This is a genomic window from Pseudomonas sp. JDS28PS106 (genome assembly GCF_036706555.1).
Taxonomy (GTDB): domain Bacteria; phylum Pseudomonadota; class Gammaproteobacteria; order Pseudomonadales; family Pseudomonadaceae; genus Aquipseudomonas.
The window spans coordinates 686,927-703,960 of the sequence record NZ_JBAJGT010000001.1 but is presented as its reverse complement, the minus strand read 5'-3'; the positions used below and the strand labels follow the sequence as shown (position 1 = coordinate 703,960).

At 61.3% G+C, this 17,034-nt stretch carries 18 protein-coding genes; all 18 read left to right on the top strand.

The window, feature by feature from the left end:
* The first annotated feature begins 11 nt into the window (after nt 1-11).
* The 18 genes from TRP66_RS02920 to TRP66_RS02835 all read left to right on the top strand — a co-directional run bounded on the left by TRP66_RS02920 (nt 12) and on the right by TRP66_RS02835 (nt 16,928).
* Entirely contained in the window at nt 12-497 is a 486-nt protein-coding gene (locus TRP66_RS02920; RefSeq protein WP_333399817.1) for a structural cement protein Gp24, read from the top strand.
* Between the two features lie 19 nt (nt 498-516).
* Nucleotides 517-1,470: a DUF2184 domain-containing protein gene (locus TRP66_RS02915; protein ID WP_333399816.1), complete on the top strand. Its 954-nt coding sequence runs from the start codon at nt 517-519 to the stop codon at nt 1,468-1,470.
* A gap of 12 nt (nt 1,471-1,482) precedes the next feature.
* A complete protein-coding gene (locus tag TRP66_RS02910; RefSeq protein WP_333399815.1) occupies nt 1,483-1,869 on the top strand; it encodes a hypothetical protein in 387 nt (128 codons plus the stop codon).
* A gap of 45 nt (nt 1,870-1,914) precedes the next feature.
* A complete protein-coding gene (locus tag TRP66_RS02905) occupies nt 1,915-2,436 on the top strand; it encodes a DnaT-like ssDNA-binding protein (RefSeq protein ID WP_333399814.1) in 522 nt (173 codons plus the stop codon).
* A gap of 44 nt (nt 2,437-2,480) precedes the next feature.
* Nucleotides 2,481-3,491 carry a hypothetical protein gene (locus TRP66_RS02900; RefSeq protein WP_333399813.1) on the top strand — a complete coding sequence of 337 codons (1,011 nt, stop codon included), beginning with the start codon at nt 2,481-2,483 and terminating at the stop codon, nt 3,489-3,491.
* Nucleotides 3,491-3,877 (top strand): hypothetical protein, encoded by a 387-nt coding sequence (locus tag TRP66_RS02895; RefSeq protein WP_333399812.1) that lies wholly within the window; start codon nt 3,491-3,493, stop codon nt 3,875-3,877. The genes TRP66_RS02900 and TRP66_RS02895 overlap by 1 nt, the downstream gene beginning before the upstream one ends.
* Before the next feature lie 11 nt (nt 3,878-3,888).
* Complete coding sequence (locus tag TRP66_RS02890) at nt 3,889-4,314, top strand: HK97 gp10 family phage protein (protein WP_333399811.1); 426 nt, start codon at nt 3,889-3,891, stop codon at nt 4,312-4,314.
* A 190-nt stretch (nt 4,315-4,504) separates the two neighbouring features.
* Nucleotides 4,505-4,921: a phage tail terminator-like protein gene (locus TRP66_RS02885; RefSeq protein ID WP_333399810.1), complete on the top strand. Its 417-nt coding sequence runs from the start codon at nt 4,505-4,507 to the stop codon at nt 4,919-4,921.
* A 71-nt stretch (nt 4,922-4,992) separates the two neighbouring features.
* The gene (locus tag TRP66_RS02880; RefSeq protein ID WP_333399809.1) at nt 4,993-5,643 is read left to right on the top strand and encodes a phage tail protein; all 651 of its coding nucleotides are present in this window, start codon (nt 4,993-4,995) and stop codon (nt 5,641-5,643) included.
* Between the two features lie 3 nt (nt 5,644-5,646).
* A complete protein-coding gene (locus TRP66_RS02875) occupies nt 5,647-6,030 on the top strand; it encodes a phage tail assembly chaperone (protein ID WP_333399808.1) in 384 nt (127 codons plus the stop codon).
* 62 nt (nt 6,031-6,092) lie between these two features.
* Complete coding sequence (locus TRP66_RS02870) at nt 6,093-6,341, top strand: DUF1799 domain-containing protein (protein ID WP_333399807.1); 249 nt, start codon at nt 6,093-6,095, stop codon at nt 6,339-6,341.
* Between the two features lie 10 nt (nt 6,342-6,351).
* Complete coding sequence (locus TRP66_RS02865) at nt 6,352-9,825, top strand: phage tail tape measure protein (RefSeq protein ID WP_333399806.1); 3,474 nt, start codon at nt 6,352-6,354, stop codon at nt 9,823-9,825.
* A 2-nt stretch (nt 9,826-9,827) separates the two neighbouring features.
* The gene (locus tag TRP66_RS02860; protein ID WP_333399805.1) at nt 9,828-10,166 is read left to right on the top strand and encodes a phage tail protein; all 339 of its coding nucleotides are present in this window, start codon (nt 9,828-9,830) and stop codon (nt 10,164-10,166) included.
* A 9-nt stretch (nt 10,167-10,175) separates the two neighbouring features.
* A complete protein-coding gene (locus TRP66_RS02855) occupies nt 10,176-10,925 on the top strand; it encodes a phage minor tail protein L (protein ID WP_333399804.1) in 750 nt (249 codons plus the stop codon).
* Nucleotides 10,926-10,927: 2 nt separating this feature from the next.
* Nucleotides 10,928-11,686: a C40 family peptidase gene (locus TRP66_RS02850; protein ID WP_333399803.1), complete on the top strand. Its 759-nt coding sequence runs from the start codon at nt 10,928-10,930 to the stop codon at nt 11,684-11,686.
* Nucleotides 11,687-11,753: 67 nt separating this feature from the next.
* Nucleotides 11,754-12,620: a hypothetical protein gene (locus TRP66_RS02845; protein ID WP_333399802.1), complete on the top strand. Its 867-nt coding sequence runs from the start codon at nt 11,754-11,756 to the stop codon at nt 12,618-12,620.
* Between the two features lie 62 nt (nt 12,621-12,682).
* Entirely contained in the window at nt 12,683-13,261 is a 579-nt protein-coding gene (locus tag TRP66_RS02840) for a tail assembly protein (protein WP_333399801.1), read from the top strand.
* Nucleotides 13,262-13,319: 58 nt separating this feature from the next.
* Entirely contained in the window at nt 13,320-16,928 is a 3,609-nt protein-coding gene (locus TRP66_RS02835) for a phage tail protein (RefSeq protein ID WP_333399800.1), read from the top strand.
* Nucleotides 16,929-17,034 lie beyond the last annotated feature (106 nt).

Below are 17,034 nucleotides of genomic sequence, written 5' to 3'. Positions count from 1 at the left end.
GAGAACCCGACATGGCTACTTTGCAAACCACTTACGGCGCACGCCCGGCCAAGGGTCTCGTAGGCCAGATCGCCAGCGAGGAGAAGTGCAACAAGGTCTCCCGCACCGTCGAGAACGCCGAGGGTGTCCGCTTCGGCGCGCCCGTACAGCGCGGCGCTGGCGACCACGGCGTAGTGCCGCTGGCGGCTGGGGTCTTCGTTGGCTTTGCCGTGCTGAACCCAGCAGTGCCGCCGGTTGCGGTCGGCTCCACGCTGGTGGACGGCTACCCGCGGGGCTTCACCGGTGCCTTCATGACCATGGGCCCGATGAAGGTCCAGGCAGGCGGCGCAGTTACCGCCGGCAGCCCGGCTTTCTACAACCCCGCAACCCACCGCTACGTCGCCGCTGCTGGCGCGGGCATCGTCGGCCCGCTGCCTGATGTTGTGTTCGACACCTCGGGCGTCGATGGCGACATCGTTGAAATCTCCATGGGCCTGCGCCCGATCGCTGCCGCTTAAAGGCTGAGGACTCACGAAAATGAATCAATTCGAAGACGCACAGGCCGCGCTTCCGTTCGTTCTGGCTCAAGGCCGGAACATCGAGACCCGCGTCTACCAGCGCCGCTACCCAGCCTTCAACTACGCCGCTCATGTGCCGGTCGTGACCGAAGGCCAGCCATGGGCAATTGGCACGACGTTCTTCACCGTCGATGCGGCGGGTGAAGCCAAGTTCCTGAGTGGCGCTGGCACCGACATGCCGTTCAACCAGGTGACCCGCGACCAAGCCTCGCACGACTTCGCCATGATCGGCTCCGGCTGGGAATGGAACCTCGAAGAAGTGAATCAGGCTGCGATCTACGGCGTGAACCTGAACGACACCAAAGCCGTAAGCGCATCAGACAAGGTTGAGCGCCTGCTGAACGACATCGCTATGATCGGCTCGACTGAGAAGGGCTGGACCGGTCTGCTCAACAACGGTCAGGTTCAGCGCGCGGACGCCTCGGGTGCTGGCACTGGCATTTTCTGGGCCAACAAGACCGTCGACCAGATCATGGCTGACGTGAACTTCGCCCTGGGTGGTGTACGCGAGAACTCCGAAGAGGTCGAGTGGGCTGACACCCTGCGTCTGCCTCCCGAGGCGTTCCGTGACGTGGCTACCCGCCGCATGGGCGCGGGCGACGGTTTCATGACCGTGCTCGAGTACATCCGCCGCAACAACATCTACACCGCCGAGACCGGCCAACCGCTGGACATTCAGCCGCTGCGCGAGGCGCGCAATGCCTCGGCCGACGGCGGCGGTCGTCTGGTGGCGTACCGTAAGGATCCGGAAGTGGTTCGCTTCCACCTGCCAATGCCGCGCCGCGTTTTGGCTGCCCGTCAGAAGTCCATTATGGGCTTCGAGACAGGCATCATCGCGCGCACCGGCGGCACCGAGATCCGCCTGCCTGGCGCGTTCTTCTACCTCGACGAAATCACCGCGCCAGCGGCCTGATAGGAGAGCGTCATGAAGGTGACAAACAACTCGAAGGCCCCTCAGGGCGTTCACACCGGCGTGGGCGTAGTCTTCATTCGTCCTGGCGAGTCTCGTGATGTCGAGCTCTCCGTCGACGGCCACAAGCAGGCGTCCCGGCTGAAGTTCCTGTCAGTCTCCGGCGCTGCGCCGAAGGCCGAGGGCGGTAACTCCGAGAAGGAGCTTCTGCTGGCGAAGCTGAAGGCTCTAGACATCGAAGCCGGCAAGAACTCCAGCGTCGAGTCCCTGCAAAAGCGCCTGGCCGAAGCTGAAGCCAAGGCCAAGGAAGACGCAACCGCCCAGCTCAAGGAAAAGGGGATCGAAGTCGGCGACGACGTCACCCTGGAAGAGCTGCAGGCCGAACTGGCCAAGCACCAGTAACAACCCCGGAGCGGTCCGCCCGCTCCACCTATTTGAGACAACCCGATGCCAGACTTCTACGGAACCGTCGCAGCTGCCGACGCCTATCACGCTGCGCGCGCGAATACCGCATGGGCCGGTGATGACGTGGCGAAGCAGGCCGCACTGATCCGGGCATCGGCCTACATCGATGGCCGCTACCGCAAGCTGATGCCTTCCGGTGTGTGGCAGTCCCTGTTCCCCGGAGTGAAGACCGAGGGTCGAGGGCAGGCCAGGGAATGGCCGCGCACAGGCGCGACAGACTACGAAGGGCACGCACTGCCAGGCGATGAAGTCCCGGCCGAGATCGAGCAGGCCACCTACGAAGCAGCTCTGCGTGAACTGACCGAGCCTGGCAGCCTGAGCCCGGACTACGTTGCAGCGACTGCAATCAAGCGCGAGAAGGTCGGCCCGCTGGAAACGGAATACGCCGTAGCGTCAGGTGCTGACGGTGCAGCCTCCGTAAGGCCAGTGATCAGCGCCATTGACGAGCTGATCGCGCCCGTACTGGTTGCCCGGTACACGCTCCCTGCGGTGATGGTGGTATGACCCCCGCAGAGATCATCCAGGCGGTCGAAGGTCTGGAGCCTGCCATGCAGCGCGCGTATCTGGATCAGATCAAGGCTGTCGTCAGCGCGGCAACGATTGCCGAGGTTGAGCGACTGATAGCGGCAGACGATGAGGATGGGCTGGTAGCGCTGTTGAGCCTCGGTGCCTTGTCCGCGCTCCTGGAGTTGTCCCGTTCTGCCTTCCTGTCGGGCGCCAAGTTCGAGATCAAGGCAATCGCTATCCCGCGCCAGGTTGGTCGATTCGAATTCGACGCGCGCGATCCTGTCGCGGAGCGCTGGGTTTCGGCCAAGGCGCAGGAGATCCGGCAGGCGGCCGAGATCGATGTGCGGGCGGCCATTCGGGAGGTTTTGAGCTCTCGCCGTCGGGTCGTGGTAAGGCCGCAGCCGGCTGGCACACCCGAGGTGCTGGCGGAAATTGCCGCCACGCCTATGGTGAGGACGCCTCGGCAGGCTGCGCTCGATTTGCTGGGCCGCACCAGCGCTCAGACAGGCGCCCGCTCGGGTGGAGTCATCGGCTTGCCCGGCAACTACGCGCAATACGTCGTCAACGCTCGCCAGCAGCTGCTGAGCGGCGATCCTGAAGAGATGCGTAAGTACCTGCAGCGCAAACGCCGGGACGGTCGCTTCGACAGTATCGTGAAGCGGGCCATCGAGGCGGAAAAGCCGGTAGCCAAGGCCGATGTCGACAAGATCGCCGGGCGATATGCCGACCGGCTGATGAAGACCTATGCCGAAATGCTGGCCAAGGCTGAAGCGCTGGAGTCATTCGGCGCTGGGCGGGACCAGGTCTACGAGCAACTGATCGCCAATGGCTTAGACCGTGACAGCGTCACGAAGACCTGGCGCGACCGGGGCGACAAGAAGGTGCGTCATTACCACGTGGTGATGGGCGGCCAAGAGGTCCAGAAAGATCAGCCATTCCAAAGCCCCTCCGGCTCACTACTTCGCTATCCCGGTGACTCCAGCCTCGGGGCAGGGTGGGAGGACCGAGCGGGCTGCCGCTGCTCCGCAATCTACCGAATAAGGCTCAGATGATGGCAGACATTTACGATCGAGCCCGAAAGACCACGGCCCGTATGCTCGCGCCGCGCAGCAAAGGCGGCAAAGGCCTTGAGCTGACCCTGCGCCGGGAAACACTCGGCGAGTACGACCCGGATAACCCCACACCGCCCGGCGAAACGCTTGTGAACGGGTCAGGTTTCCGCGAGGAGTACGACACCCGGTATATCGACGGGACGCTTATCGTGCTGGGTGACGTGAAGCTGCTGGTTTCACCGGTCCAGCTAGACGGAAGCGACATGCTGGCGCCGCAGAACGGCGACCGGATCACGTTCGATTCAACTGAGTACACCGTCATCCGCGTAGCGCCATGGAACTACGCCGGCGTCGACGTTGGCTTCGAAGTCCAAGTGAGGAAGTAATGGCGAATCACATGACCAGCCGTTACGGCGGCCAGCAGGGCGGCTTCGCGAGCAGCCTGGCGAGGTTTGCTGAGGAAGCGAAGGGCGCGATGGACGCTGTCTTCCGTGAGGTTGTCATTGAGATAGGCAGCTCAGTCATCACGCTGTCGCCTGTCGATACCGGGCGCTTCAAGGGCAACTGGCAGCTGACCATCGGCTCGCCGTCGAACCAAAGCCTGGATAACTACGACAAGGCCGGCCACGAGACCATTGCCGAGCTGGTGGTGCAGGCCAATCAGCTCGAAGCAGGGCAGGTAGCGTACATCGTCAACAATCTGGTTTACGGCGTTCCGCTTGAATACGGACATTCCGATCAGGCCCCTGCGGGCATGGTGCAGATCACTCTCGCCCGCTTCCAGCAGATCGTGCTCGAAGCCATCAGGAACAACCAGGTATGAACTTTGAAGAGGTTGCGGTACATACATACCTCCGCTACAGCCTTTGCACATGCGGCGGTAGGCTGCTCGGAGTTGAGAATGCCCCGGTGAAAACCAGCGTGCCGCCGTGGTTTCTTCATCAATGCGCGACGTGCTCTGAGCAGCAATGGCTTCAGGAGCGATCACCCGCGCTGGTGACGAGGGCGCACTCATGAGCCACAACATCATTGCGGCGGCTTTTGAGTCAAGGTTGCTCACATGGGCCAAGGCCAGGGTGCCAAAGCTGAAGGTGGTAGTCGAGAACGAAACATACACACCTGCGGCGGGTGAAACGTACCTGCGCGCCTTCACACTGCCGGCAGTCACAGCCAGCAATACGCTGAGCGGCGATCACCGGCTGTACACCGGAGTGTTTCAGGTCAACATCGTGACGCCCTCCGGCAAGTACCGGACCGAGGCGAGCAGCATCATTGACGAGCTCGCGGCGCTGTTCCCGCTGAATCTGCGCATCGAGCGCGGCGGCCTGGTTGCGCTGGTGATGACGCCGGTTGCGCCCGGCCCCGGCATCCCAGACGGCAACACCTTCACTATCCCGGCGTCGTTTCAGTACCGGTCCGACACAAACTAATTCGCCCGTTGGGCAAACCCAGAGCCCGCCATTGAGCGGGTTTTGTCATTTCTGCAAAGAGGAAAAACCACATGGCTTTCAAATTGCCCAACGGCGCCATCATGGAAATCGGCTCGGTCTTTACCGCTGCCGTGCTCGCTTCGGCTATCTCCAACGCGAATCCCGCTGTTGTCACCGCTGCCGGCCACGCTCTTGAGGACGGTGATGTCATCGTCGTCAATTCCGGCTGGACTCGCCTGAACGATCGCGTCGCGCGCGTCGATGCCTCCGCGGCCGATTCCTTCTCGCTGGATGGCGTGAACACGACCAACGTCGACGTCTACACCGCAGGCGCTGGCGTAGGCTCGGTCCGCAGCGTGTCGGCGTGGGCTCAGATCTCGCAGATCACCGAGGTCGCAACTAGCGGCGGCGATCAGCAGTTCACCACCTTCGGCTTCCTGGAAGACGATGACGACCGTCAGCTGCCGACTACCAAGTCTCCTATCAGCATGACCATCACAGTCGCAGATGACCCGCTTCTGGCTTACGTGCCCGTGGTTGAGGCTGCTGACGAGGACAAGGAGGCGCGGGTGGTTCGCCTCAAGCTGCCGAATGGCTCGGTCATCTACTACAACGCGTACGTGTCGATCACCTCGACCCCGACGCTGTCCCGCAACAACATCATGACCCGCACCATCACCCTGTCGCTGGCAGCTCGCCCGACTCGCTACCAGGCGGCCTAACCCATGGCGAAGATCAAGATTGCTCAGAACCCGACGTTCAAAGCGCCGGTGATGATTCCCCGTGTCGGCAGCGATCCAGTCAAGGTGGACTTCGAGTTCAAGTACATGGACCGCACCGGGCTCGCCGCCATGTTCGACCGCTGGAACAAGGCGCGCGACGAGTACGCGACCAGGATCAAGGAAGACGGCCTGCTGTGGGCTGAAGCGACTGCTGGCGAAATCGCCCTGCAGGTTGCCCAGATCAAGGACATTACTACTGGCTGGGGCTTCGATGACAAGTTCTCAGACGAGGCGATCACCTCTCTGGTGAGCACCTGCAGCGGCGCGCCTCAGGCGGTCATTGACGCGTACCAGTCGGCCTATGCCCCGGCCCGCCTGGGAAACTGACGGCTGCGGCCCGGGCGCTGTACGACCCTGGGCCCTCTGACGCCGATCTGGCTGCGTTCGGCATGACCAAAGCGGACATCCCTGAGGAGGTCGTCGAGGTCTGGCCGGATGCCTGGCCAGCCTTTCGACTCTTCGAGGCTCTGTCCACTCAATGGCGGACCGGTCCCGGCGGCGCTTCAGGCCTGGACTACGCCGCTGTGCCTCCTACGGCTTCGATGCTCGAAATCAAGCGCCGTGACCTGCCGCAACTATTCCCGGACCTCCGCACGATGGAGGTCGAAGCACTGCTCGTGATGAGCGAATCGAAATAACGGAGCGCTCATGACGTCTATCGCTGAACTGGGGATCAAGGTCGACTCCGGCGATGCCGCGCAGGCTGCTACCGAACTCGACAAGCTGGCTGCGGCTGGCGGACGGGCGGAGAAGGCCGCCGAGGGCGTTGCGTCAGGCTTCGACAAGGCGTCCACGTCAGCTGCGGGCCTGTCGTCGGCAGAGGATCGGCTGTCTGAAACGACCGAAGAGGCGATGGCGCGCCTCACGGCAATGGCCAAGGCCTCGCTGGAGTCCAGCCAGTATGTCCAGGGTCTGGGCGGAAGCGTTACCAGCACCGCCTCGGCCATGGATGGCGGCAAGGCCGCAGCGCGTGATTGGAGCGCGGAGATTGCCGCGATCAATTCGCGTGCGCAGGCACTGCTCGCCACCGAGGATCGGCTGGCGGAGGAATCGCGCAAAGCCGCTGCAGCAACAGGCGTTCAGGCGGAGGGGCTACAGGCCCTGCTGGGTAAGATCAACCCGACTATCGCCGCGCTGGATCGTCTGGACGAGCAGCAGGCCCAGCTGCAGAAGTACAAGAACGCCGGACTCATCGACGTCGAAACCTTCAGCGAATACGCCGGCCGCATCGACAGCTCACGTCAGAAGCTCGGAGACCTTGACGAGAGCCTGCAAAAGACCGGCAGGACTACGAACCAGACTCAGCAGGCTCTGCGTCAGCTGCCGTCTCAGTTCACGGACATTTTCACCAGCCTGGCAGGAGGCCAAAACCCGCTGCTGGTCCTAATCCAGCAGGGCGGGCAGATCGCTGATTCGTTCGGCGGTATTGGGCCGACCCTGGACGTTATGGGTCAGAAGATTCGGTCGGTGCTTGGCTTGGGTGGCGGTATTGGTGCCGTCGGCGATGCGCTGGATACAGTGGGCAGCGGCGCGAAGGCGGCAGCAGACGGCGCGGATGCAGCCAGCGATAGCCTGGGAGGCCTGGCCGAAGGCGCGAACACGGCAGCGGACGCGGCAAAGAACGCCAAGGAAGCCACGGACGCGCTGAGCACGGCGACTCCGCCGCTCAGCTCGGCCTTTGGGCTTGTGGTTGCCGGCGCCGTAGCGGTCGCAGCTGCAATCGCAACCGTAATCTACGGCTACAGCCAGGGCAGCAAGGAGGCCGACAGGTACAACCAGGCACTGGTCCTGACCGGGAACCGTGCAGGCAAGACGGCTGATCAGCTGGCGTCTATGGCGCAGCAGATAGCGGCTACGAACGGCACGGTAGGCGAAGCTGCCGCATCCCTGGTTCTGATTGCCAACAGCGGAACCATTGCGAGTGACAGCTTCAAGACTGTCGCCGATGCTGCCGCCGCGATGGAAGATGCAACCGGGCAGGCGGTCGAGAAGACCGTGGCCGAGTTCGCCAAGATCGGCAAGGATCCAGTCGCTGCAGCCAAGGAGTTGAACCAGCAATACGGCTTCCTGACGGCGGCGGTGTACTCGCAGATTGTCGCTTTGAAAGAGCAGGGCGACACCATCGGCGCCGCAAAACTCCTCACTGACACCTATGCGAACACCATGACCGAGCGGTCTGGTGAAATCACCAAGAACCTCGGGCTTTGGGAGCGCGGCTGGAAGGCGGTTGGAGACGAGACCAAGAAATCAATCGATTCGCTCAAGGAGTTTGGGCGCGAACAGACCCTGGCTGACAAGATCACCAACGCTCAGCAGCGCTTGGCTGCGGCGCAGTCTGCGGTAAACGGGAATCCAGTCGACACCGACGCACAGGAAAAGCTGACCAACTCCCGGCTTGAGCTTCAGTACCTGACTCAGCAGCGCGATACGCAGGCTGCCATCGCGGCTGCCCGGGGCGCGGATGCCCAGCGTCAACAGGCGACTATTCTCGCCATGACAAAGGTCGACGGGCTCGAAAAATCCGCTCGGACGAACGCTGAGAAGCGTGCAGAAGCGCTCAAGGACTACAACAAGTCTTTGGATGCCATCCGTAAGACCAGCCCCAACGATGATCGACTCAAGCCAGACAATATAGCTCGGGTGAAATCAAACATCGCTGATCAGTTCAAGGATCCAAAGCAGTCGGCAGGGGCTGTAGACCTTACCGCCTTCAATGACGCCCAGAACCAGCTCAAGTCGATCACCAGCTATTACGACAACACCCAAAAGGAACTGGACGCAGCGCAGAAAGCCGGTCTTGTGTCGGCAGATTCATACGCGAGTCAGCGCGTGGCCATCGTTCAGCAGGAACAGGTCGAGGTTACCGCTGCATATGAAGCGGAGATATCCGCACTTGAAGCGGCGCGCGCCAAAGTCTCTACGTCTGCCGAGCAGCGCATTCAGCTCGATCAGAAGATTGCCGACACCCGGGCGGCAATGGTTAAAGCTCAGCAGGACGCTGACACCGAATTGAACGTGCTGGCGACGAACGAGCAGGGGCGCCTGAAGAAGCAGGAACTGGCGGTAAAGACCTACACAAGCGCTTTGGAACAGCAGGTCAAGACCCTGCGTGAGCAGGGCCAGCGATCTGCTGCGACTCTGGGCTTGGGTGACCGGCAGCGCGGCTTGTTTGATCAGCAAAACGGCATCGACGACCGCATCAACCAGCAGAAGGTCGAACTGGCTAACCAGTACGGCGATGGCTCACGCGGGATGAGCCTTGATGAGTACAACCAGAAGCTGGCGGCACTCAACAAGACCCAGCAGGACCTGCGCGACACCGTTCAGGCGAACTACGACGACATGACGATTGCCCAGGGCAGCTGGAGTGCTGGCGCATCCTCTGCTTTCCAAAACTACCTGGACTCGGCCAAGGATGTCGCAGGGCAGACCAAGAGCCTGTTCACGAATGCGTTCAGCAGCATGGAAGATGCGGTAGCGAGTTTCGCTGTCTCCGGAAAGTTTTCGTTCTCGGATTTCACTAAGTCAGTGATTGCTGACATGGCTCGCATCGCGGCACGCCAGGCGGCGAGCGGCCTGCTCAGCAGCGTTATGAGCTGGGGTATAAGTGCCTGGGCGGGAATGTCAGGCGGCGGTAACGGGCTTCCTGCGGGCTCTGCCGGGGCTGTTTCCTCGAACCTTGGAGCGTCGCCTGCGGGGTATTCGGCGGAGTACGGCTTCGACGAGGGGGGCTACACCGGGAACGGTGGAAAGTATGAGCCAGCTGGCATCGTCCACGGAGGGGAGGTCGTCATCCGAAAGGAAGTGGTCGACCAGCCAGGCATGAAGGACTTCCTCGTCAACCTCAACAAGAAAGGGTTCGCCGATGGCGGGTTCGTGGATTCGGGGATGAACACGGCTCTGGCCGCTTCTCGATCCTCAGGCAGCGCTGGCAACACGTACAACTTCCCTGTCGCGGTCTCGGTGCAGACATCGGGCGATGCCGGTGTAGCGGATACACAGCAGGCGTCCACCGATTTCGGCAAAGGCATTCAGCAGGCCGCGAAACTGGAAGCCGAGACGGCTATTTCCCGGGCGCTTCAGCCTGGCGGCTCCATCTGGCGACTCACAAGAGGCAGATAGTCATGGCGGTAGAGACATTCACCTGGGCCACGCAGCACGGGGATGCACCCGATATCACTTATCGGGTGCGCACCTCGCAGTTCGGCGACGGTTACAAGCAGGAATTAGGGGATGGGCCGAACAACAAGCTCGACTCATACCCAGTCACCGTCACTGCGCAGCGCCTAAAGACGCTGGCAATCATGGCGTTCATGGATCGTCATGCCGGGGCCAAGGCCTTCCTATGGATGACGCCACTCGGTGAGCTCGGCCTTTTTACCTGCAAAAACCCCGTTCCCACCCCTCTGGGTGGGGGCGTCTTTAAGATCACGGCGACGTTCGACCGCGCCTTCCACCCCTAAGGAGCGCTCATGCCACTGATCAGCGACATTCAGGCTCTTGAGCCTGGCAGCGAGGTGCTGATGTTTGAGCTGGACGGCTCTGACTACGGCGCGGATGTGCTGCGCTTCCATGGTCACGCTATCCCGCACACGCCTGCCGAGCTTGTGGCAGCGGGAGCGGAGGCGGATCAGCTGCCAGCCAAGCCGATATATTGGCAAGGCGAGGAATACAGCGCATGGCCGGTTCAGCTTGAGGGTGTCGAGGCGAACGGCGACGGCACTGCTGTCAGGCCAAAGTTCTCGGCGGGCAACGTGAACGGACGCATCACTGCTCTCTGCCTGGCCTTTGAGGATCTGCTCGAGTTCAAGCTGACTATGCGGCATACGCTGGGTCAGTACCTGGACGCGGAGAACTTTCCAAACGGAAACCCTGATGCCGATCCCACCCAAGAGTCGATCGAGGTCTGGTACATCGACCAGAAGACAAACGAGGACGGGGAGAGTGTCACTTGGGAGCTGGCGAGCCCAGGCGACGTCGGCGGCGAGTCGATTGGCCGGCAGATGACTACTTTATGCCATTGGGCGTTGACGGGTGGTTACAGGGGGCCCAATTGCGGGTACACCGGGCCTTATGTCGACAAGGACGGACTGCCGACTGACAACCCTGAACTGGATACCTGCAACGGCTTGCTCACCACTGGCTGCGTGGGCCATTTCGGTGAAGGTAACGAACTTCCATTCGGCGGCTTCCCCGCTGTTTCCCTCATTGCTCGGAGCTGAACATGCTCAAGTACATTCTGGCTGCCGTGCAGGCGCATGCTGCGTCCGAGTACCCGCGCGAGTGCTGCGGGCTGCTTCTGGCGGTTGGCCGCAAGCAGCAGTACTTCCCTTGTGCGAACACGGCGAGCGATCCGAACGAAGAGTTCCGCATCGGTCCTGAAGATTACGCCGCGGCGGAAGATGTGGGCGAGGTGATTGGCATTGTGCATTCGCATCCAGACGCAACCAGCCGGCCGTCGCCGCGCGACTTAGCGATGTGCGAGGCCACTGAGCTGCCGTGGCATATCATCAGCTGGCCCGAGGGTGATCTGCGAACCATCGTTCCTACTGGCAATACGCCGCTGCTCAAGCGACCATTCGTGCATGGGGCTTGGGACTGCTGGCAGGTCTGCGCCGATTGGTACAAGCGTGAGTGGGGACTGGAATTCGAAGCGTACAAGCGCGCGGATGGCTGGTGGGAGAGCGCCGAGGCCGAAAGCCTTTACGAGTCGAACTACGAGGCGGCCGGCTTCTACCGGGTTGACCAGCCGCAGCGCGGCGACATGATTGTGATGGAAGTAGGGCGGACAAAGCATCCGAACCATGCCGGAATCTACCTCGGACCTGATTCGGCGCTGCCAGGCGAGGATGCAGATGTGTACGGCCCCGGGCCGTTCCTACTGCACCACTTATATGGCAGGCCGTCGGAGATCATCGTCTTTGGTGGTCCGTGGCTAGACCGAACCCGCCTGATCCTAAGGCATGAGCAGAGTTCGAGATAATGCAGCAATGCTGTAGGCATCTTACAGATCGTGTAGATTGATCGAAACCGTATCTTAGGGACAAACGATGAGATTTGAAGCCGCCGTTGTGTGTTTCGCCGCTTCGCTATGTGCGATCTCTGCCAGCGCAGAATGGAAATCGAATCAGGTGCAGGATCCTTCACTTGGGGCGTCCGTGCTGGTCTACGACACCGTTGGCAAGCCTGTTGGCGGGGCGGGGTCACCAGTAAGGCTGCTTATATCCGGTAGCGAAGGAAAGCCGCGCGCCGTTTTCTCCATTGAAGGAGGTAAGTTCAGCGGCTGCGGCGAGCGTCTGTGTGATGTCAGCGTACGATTTGATGAAGGCAGCACAAAAGAGATATCTGCAGCCAATCCCGATGCGACGACAATGATCCCGATCGAGGTATCTACGTTTGTCGGTGCAACGGCGGCGTCGAAAGAACTCTATGTAAATTTCGCCGTAGACGGCGTAGCCACGGAATATCGGTTCGATATTTCTGGTCTGCCAGTCGATATTCCTGCGACGCCTGAGGTGTCAGTGCTCGGCTATGAATTTGGTCGCAAATATGCCGAAAGCCAGATATCGCTGAGCAAATACAAAGAGTCGGGACGGGACGCTTGTTACGAGGACGGAAATGGCAAGCCGTTTGGGAAGCAGTCGGTAGAGCGTACGTCTATCTGCTTCTACGAAGGGGTTCCCTATCTCGCAGTGATAAAAACGGGCAGCAAGGCCGCCGACGCCGAAGGGGAGAAGTTCCTAAGCTCTGTCTTCGGGGGAAAAAGCAGCGGACCAGTTGGTGTGTCCTGGCCAAGGGCCGAGGAGAACATTTTGAGTTATACGACTCGGCGCGCTAGTTTTTTGCCCCCCGGCTCGCGCGGCGAAGTCTCGACTTACATAATTACGGATGAGGTTACCGCGCTGCGCGGTAATTAAGCCTCGTACGACCTACGTTCGTGTCGCCGCCTTCGGGCGGTTTTTTATTGCCTGGAGGAAACATGGCAGCAACCGTTCACCCCCAGATGACCACCATCCTGCTTTCTGGGTCCCTGGCTCAAAAGTTCGGTCGCGTCCACCGCAGGCAGGTCGACTCAGGACAGACGTGGGAAGTGTTCAAAGCCCTCAAGGCGACGCTTGCGGGGTTCGCCGAGGAAATCCGCCGGCTCGACGGGCTCGGCATGCGCTTTGCGATCTTTCGCAACCGAAAAAATGTCGCCGAGGCCGATTTCGCCCGCGGCGGGTCGCGGGAAGTCCGCGTCGTGCCCGTCATCAATGGCAGCAAGCGCGGCGGGATCTTGCAGACCATATTGGGCATTGTCTTGATCGCCGCCAGTTTTTTCGGAGCGCCGACCGCAGGTGTCGGCATCGCTCTGGTCGCAGGTGGCGTCATCCAGATGCTCAGCCCGCAAGCAGGTGGACTGAGCCAGAGCGCCTCACCCGAGAACATGCCGTCCTACGCCTTTGGCAGTGCCAAGAACACCACGGCCAGCGGCAACCCGGTGCCGATCTGCATAGGCGAGCGCCGCTGGGGCGGTGCGATTATTTCCGCATCGATCTACGCCGAAGACAAAACCTGATCTGAAAAAACGAATACGCGACCGCCTTCGGGCGGTTTTTTATTGCCTGGAGAAAAGCATGGGCGCTGCACTGAAACTCGACATCCATGGTGAGAAGGGCGGCAGCAGCAGTCCGAAAGCTCCGTCTGAAGCGACCGATAGCCTGCGCTCCACTAACCTTGCCAAGCTACTGATCGCAGTAGGCGAGGGGGAATTCGAAGGCACGCCAACGGCGGCAGACATCTACCTGGACAACACGCCGATTCAGGACGCCAGCGGCAACGTCAACTTCCCGAACGTGAAGTGGGAGTGGCGCACCGGGTCGGTCGACCAGACCTACATCCCTGGCATTCCCTCCGTGGACAACGAGACGACCGTGAACGTTGAGTTGCGCAGTGATGCGGCATGGGTTCGCTCGGTAACCAACACCCAGCTTTCCGCGGTGCGCGTGCGCCTGGCCTGGCCCGCGCTCCAGAAGCAGGACAACGAGGGCAACGTCAGCGGTTACCGGATCGAGTATGCAATCGACGTTGCAACCGACGGCGGCGCCTACCAGCAGGTGCTGTCCGAAGCGGTCGATGGCAAGACCACCACCCGCTACGAGCGCTCGCGCCGAATCGACCTGCCAGCAGCAACTACGGGCTGGCAGATCCGCGTCCGCCGTCTGACGCCGAACCAGAACACCAACCGAATCGCCGACACCATGCTGGTGGCCGGCCTGACGGAAGTCATTGACGCGAAGCTGCGCTACCCAAATACCGCATTGCTCTATATCGAGTTCGACGCCGAGCAGTTCACCAACATCCCCGCCGTGACCGTAAAGTGCAAGGCCCGCAAATGGCAGGTGCCGAGCAATTACGACCCGGTCAACCGAACCTACTCCGGGGTGTGGGACGGCACCATGAAGCAGGCGTGGACCAACAACCCCGCCTGGGTCACGTACGGCATCTGCACTGAAGACCGGTTCGGGCTGGGCAAACGCATCAAGTCGTTCATGGTCGACAAGTGGGAGCTGTACCGGATCGCGCAATACTGCGACCAGTTGGTGCCCAACGGTGCCGGCGGCCAGGAGCCTCGCTTCTTGTGCGATATGAATCTGCAAGGCAAGGCCGAAGCTTGGTCTCTGCTGCGTGACATCGCGGGTATCTATCGCGGCATGACCTATTGGGCTCAGGGCCAGCTGGTGATGCAGGCGGATATGCCTCGTGCGCAGGACTTTGACTACGTCTTCACCCGCGCCAATGTGATCGACGGCAAGTTCAGCTACGGCAGCGCTTCGGCGAAGACCCGCTACACCCGTGCGCTGGTCAGCTACGACAACCCGGACAACAACTACGATACCGACGTCATCCCTTTCGCCGACCTGGACATGCAACGCCGGTTCGGAGACAGGCCCACCGAGCTGAGCGCGATCGGCTGCACCCGGGCGTCGGAGGCCCAGCGCCGTGGCAAGTGGGTGGTGCTGAGCAACAATCTCGATCGTACCGTCACGTTCAAAACCGGCATGGAAGGCGTCATTCCGCTGCCAGGCCACATCATTCCAGTTGCCGACACGCTGCTGGCGGGCCGGGAGGTGGGCGGTCGGATCGCGTCTGCTGCGGGTAGAGTCGTGACGCTGGACCGTGAGACCCAGGCGAAACCGGGCGACCGACTGATTCTCAACCTTCCAGGCGGCAGGGCCGAAGGGCGCACAGTCGACTCGGTGAATGGCCGCTCGATCACTCTGACGACCGCCTACAGCGAAACGCCAATGCCGCAGCTCCAATGGGCGTTGGACGCTGATGATTTGGCAATCCCTCTCTACCGGGTTCTGACCAGGCGCCGCGACACAGATGGCAACTATGAAATCACGGCGCTGCAGTATGAGCCGAGCAAATTCGCCTACATCGACACCGGTGCGCGCCTCGAAGAGCGCCCGATCAGCGTCATTCCGATCACTGTCGTTGCTGCGCCTGCCAGCGTATCGCTGACTTCGACCACCGCCATTGCTCAGGGCCTGGCCGTCACCACCATGACGATCAGCTGGCCTGCCGTAAGCGGAGCCGTCGCCTACGACGTGGAGTGGCGTAAGGACAACGGCAACTGGATCAAGGTGCAGCGCACCGGCGCGACCAGCGTCGATGTGACCGGTATCTACGCGGGTGGTTACCTGGCGCGCGTTCGAGCCGTCAGCGCCTTCGACATCTCCTCGAACTGGCGCACGTCGAACCTGACGCAGTTGAAGGGCAAGGAAGGCTTGCCGCCGGCAGTGACAAGCCTCACCGCTTCGTCGCTGATCTTCGGTATCAGGCTGAACTGGACTTTCCCACCTGGCGCGGAGGACACACAGCGCACCGAGATCTGGTACAGCCCGAATACTTCGTTGGAGTCGGCCACCAAGCTTAGCGACCTGGCCTACCCACAGTCCGAGTACGTGATGCAGGGCCTGCTGGCTGGCGTACGGTTCTTCTTCTGGGCGCGACTGGTCGACCGGACCGGCAACATCGGTCCGTGGTATCCGGTCGGCTCTGGCGTCATGGGGCAGTCCGGATCCGATGCCGCGCCAATCCTTGAGCTGATTGCTGGCCAGGTTGGCGAATCCGAACTTGGTCAGGACCTGCAGGACAAGATCAATCTGATCGACGTGCTGCAGGAGCAAATTGCCGCGCTGGATGGGCTCAAGGCCTACAATCCTGACGGCGCCTACACCAAGGGGCAGATGGTGGTGGTCGACGGGCGCATTTATCAGGCGCAGCAGGATGTGCCAGCCAACACGCCGCCGCCGAACGCCGCCTACTGGGAGGACGTCGGCGATATGCTAGAGACGGCCAATGGCCTGGCCCAGCAAGTGGAGACGCACACCACTGAGCTGACCGAACTGAACGGTCTCGTCACCGCCCAGGCCTCGGCCATGCAGGCGCTGCGCGCTGCGTATCGCGAGGATGACGGTGAGGGCGAGCTGGCTGATGCGCTCAAAGGATGGGACAGCACGGCCAGCATCGTCACCGAGTCGAAGGTCAGAGCCACCCAGAATGAGGCCACCGCGCGGACGATCACGCAGCTGACCGCAACGGTCAACAGCAACGCGGCTCAGGTGACTGACTTGCGCCAGGTAGTCACCACCAACCAGTCCTCGACCGCGACGTCCATTCAGCAGCTCACGGCTTCGGTCGCCAGCACGAACGATGTCACCCAGCAAAACTCATCTGCCATTCAGCAAAACACTGCAGCTATCCAGCAGACGGCCACGGCCTACGCGGATACGGCGGGCAAGCTGAACACGATGTGGTCGGTGAAGATGCAGGTCAACGCCAATGGTCAGTATGTAGCTGCCGGCATCGGGCTTGGCATCGAGAATGGCCCCGGTGGCCTGCAGAGTCAGTTCCTGGTGAGCGCAGATCGGTTCGCGGTGGTCAGCTCCATGGCTGGCGGCGCGATCGCTGTGCCGTTTGCGGTGCAGAACGGCCAGGTCTTCATCAACTCGGCCTTCATCCAGGATGGCACGATCACCAACGCGAAGATCGGCAATTACATCCAGTCGAACAATTATGTTCCCGGCCAGCAGGGCTGGAAGCTGTTCTTTGATGGAACGTTTGAGATCAACTCGCCGCTGGGCGGGGGTGGCCGCCAAACCATCAACGGATACGGCGGCAAGGTTTTCGATGCAAATGGCCTGAAACGCTACCAGTGGGGGAATCTTGACGTATGAGTTACGGAGTAAGGATATGGGGAGAAAACGGTGAGCTCCAATTCAATACTGATACGTCTACATGGAGAATTGTTCTTTCAACGGTCGTTTCATTTTCTGGAGTTCA

Excerpts from the sequence above, each read along its gene's own strand:
- TRP66_RS02920 (WP_333399817.1), top strand. The coding sequence starts at position 12 with ATGGCTACTTTGCAAACCACTTACGGCGCACGCCCGGCCAAGGGTCTC.
- TRP66_RS02915 (WP_333399816.1), top strand. The coding sequence starts at position 517 with ATGAATCAATTCGAAGACGCACAGGCCGCGCTTCCGTTCGTTCTGGCT.
- TRP66_RS02910 (WP_333399815.1), top strand. The coding sequence starts at position 1,483 with ATGAAGGTGACAAACAACTCGAAGGCCCCTCAGGGCGTTCACACCGGC.
- TRP66_RS02905 (WP_333399814.1), top strand. The coding sequence starts at position 1,915 with ATGCCAGACTTCTACGGAACCGTCGCAGCTGCCGACGCCTATCACGCT.
- TRP66_RS02900 (WP_333399813.1), top strand. The coding sequence starts at position 2,481 with ATGCAGCGCGCGTATCTGGATCAGATCAAGGCTGTCGTCAGCGCGGCA.
- TRP66_RS02895 (WP_333399812.1), top strand. The coding sequence starts at position 3,491 with ATGGCAGACATTTACGATCGAGCCCGAAAGACCACGGCCCGTATGCTC.
- TRP66_RS02890 (WP_333399811.1), top strand. The coding sequence starts at position 3,889 with ATGACCAGCCGTTACGGCGGCCAGCAGGGCGGCTTCGCGAGCAGCCTG.
- TRP66_RS02885 (WP_333399810.1), top strand. The coding sequence starts at position 4,505 with ATGAGCCACAACATCATTGCGGCGGCTTTTGAGTCAAGGTTGCTCACA.
- TRP66_RS02880 (WP_333399809.1), top strand. The coding sequence starts at position 4,993 with ATGGCTTTCAAATTGCCCAACGGCGCCATCATGGAAATCGGCTCGGTC.
- TRP66_RS02875 (WP_333399808.1), top strand. The coding sequence starts at position 5,647 with ATGGCGAAGATCAAGATTGCTCAGAACCCGACGTTCAAAGCGCCGGTG.
- TRP66_RS02870 (WP_333399807.1), top strand. The coding sequence starts at position 6,093 with ATGACCAAAGCGGACATCCCTGAGGAGGTCGTCGAGGTCTGGCCGGAT.
- TRP66_RS02865 (WP_333399806.1), top strand. The coding sequence starts at position 6,352 with ATGACGTCTATCGCTGAACTGGGGATCAAGGTCGACTCCGGCGATGCC.
- TRP66_RS02860 (WP_333399805.1), top strand. The coding sequence starts at position 9,828 with ATGGCGGTAGAGACATTCACCTGGGCCACGCAGCACGGGGATGCACCC.
- TRP66_RS02855 (WP_333399804.1), top strand. The coding sequence starts at position 10,176 with ATGCCACTGATCAGCGACATTCAGGCTCTTGAGCCTGGCAGCGAGGTG.
- TRP66_RS02850 (WP_333399803.1), top strand. The coding sequence starts at position 10,928 with ATGCTCAAGTACATTCTGGCTGCCGTGCAGGCGCATGCTGCGTCCGAG.
- TRP66_RS02845 (WP_333399802.1), top strand. The coding sequence starts at position 11,754 with ATGAGATTTGAAGCCGCCGTTGTGTGTTTCGCCGCTTCGCTATGTGCG.
- TRP66_RS02840 (WP_333399801.1), top strand. The coding sequence starts at position 12,683 with ATGGCAGCAACCGTTCACCCCCAGATGACCACCATCCTGCTTTCTGGG.
- TRP66_RS02835 (WP_333399800.1), top strand. The coding sequence starts at position 13,320 with ATGGGCGCTGCACTGAAACTCGACATCCATGGTGAGAAGGGCGGCAGC.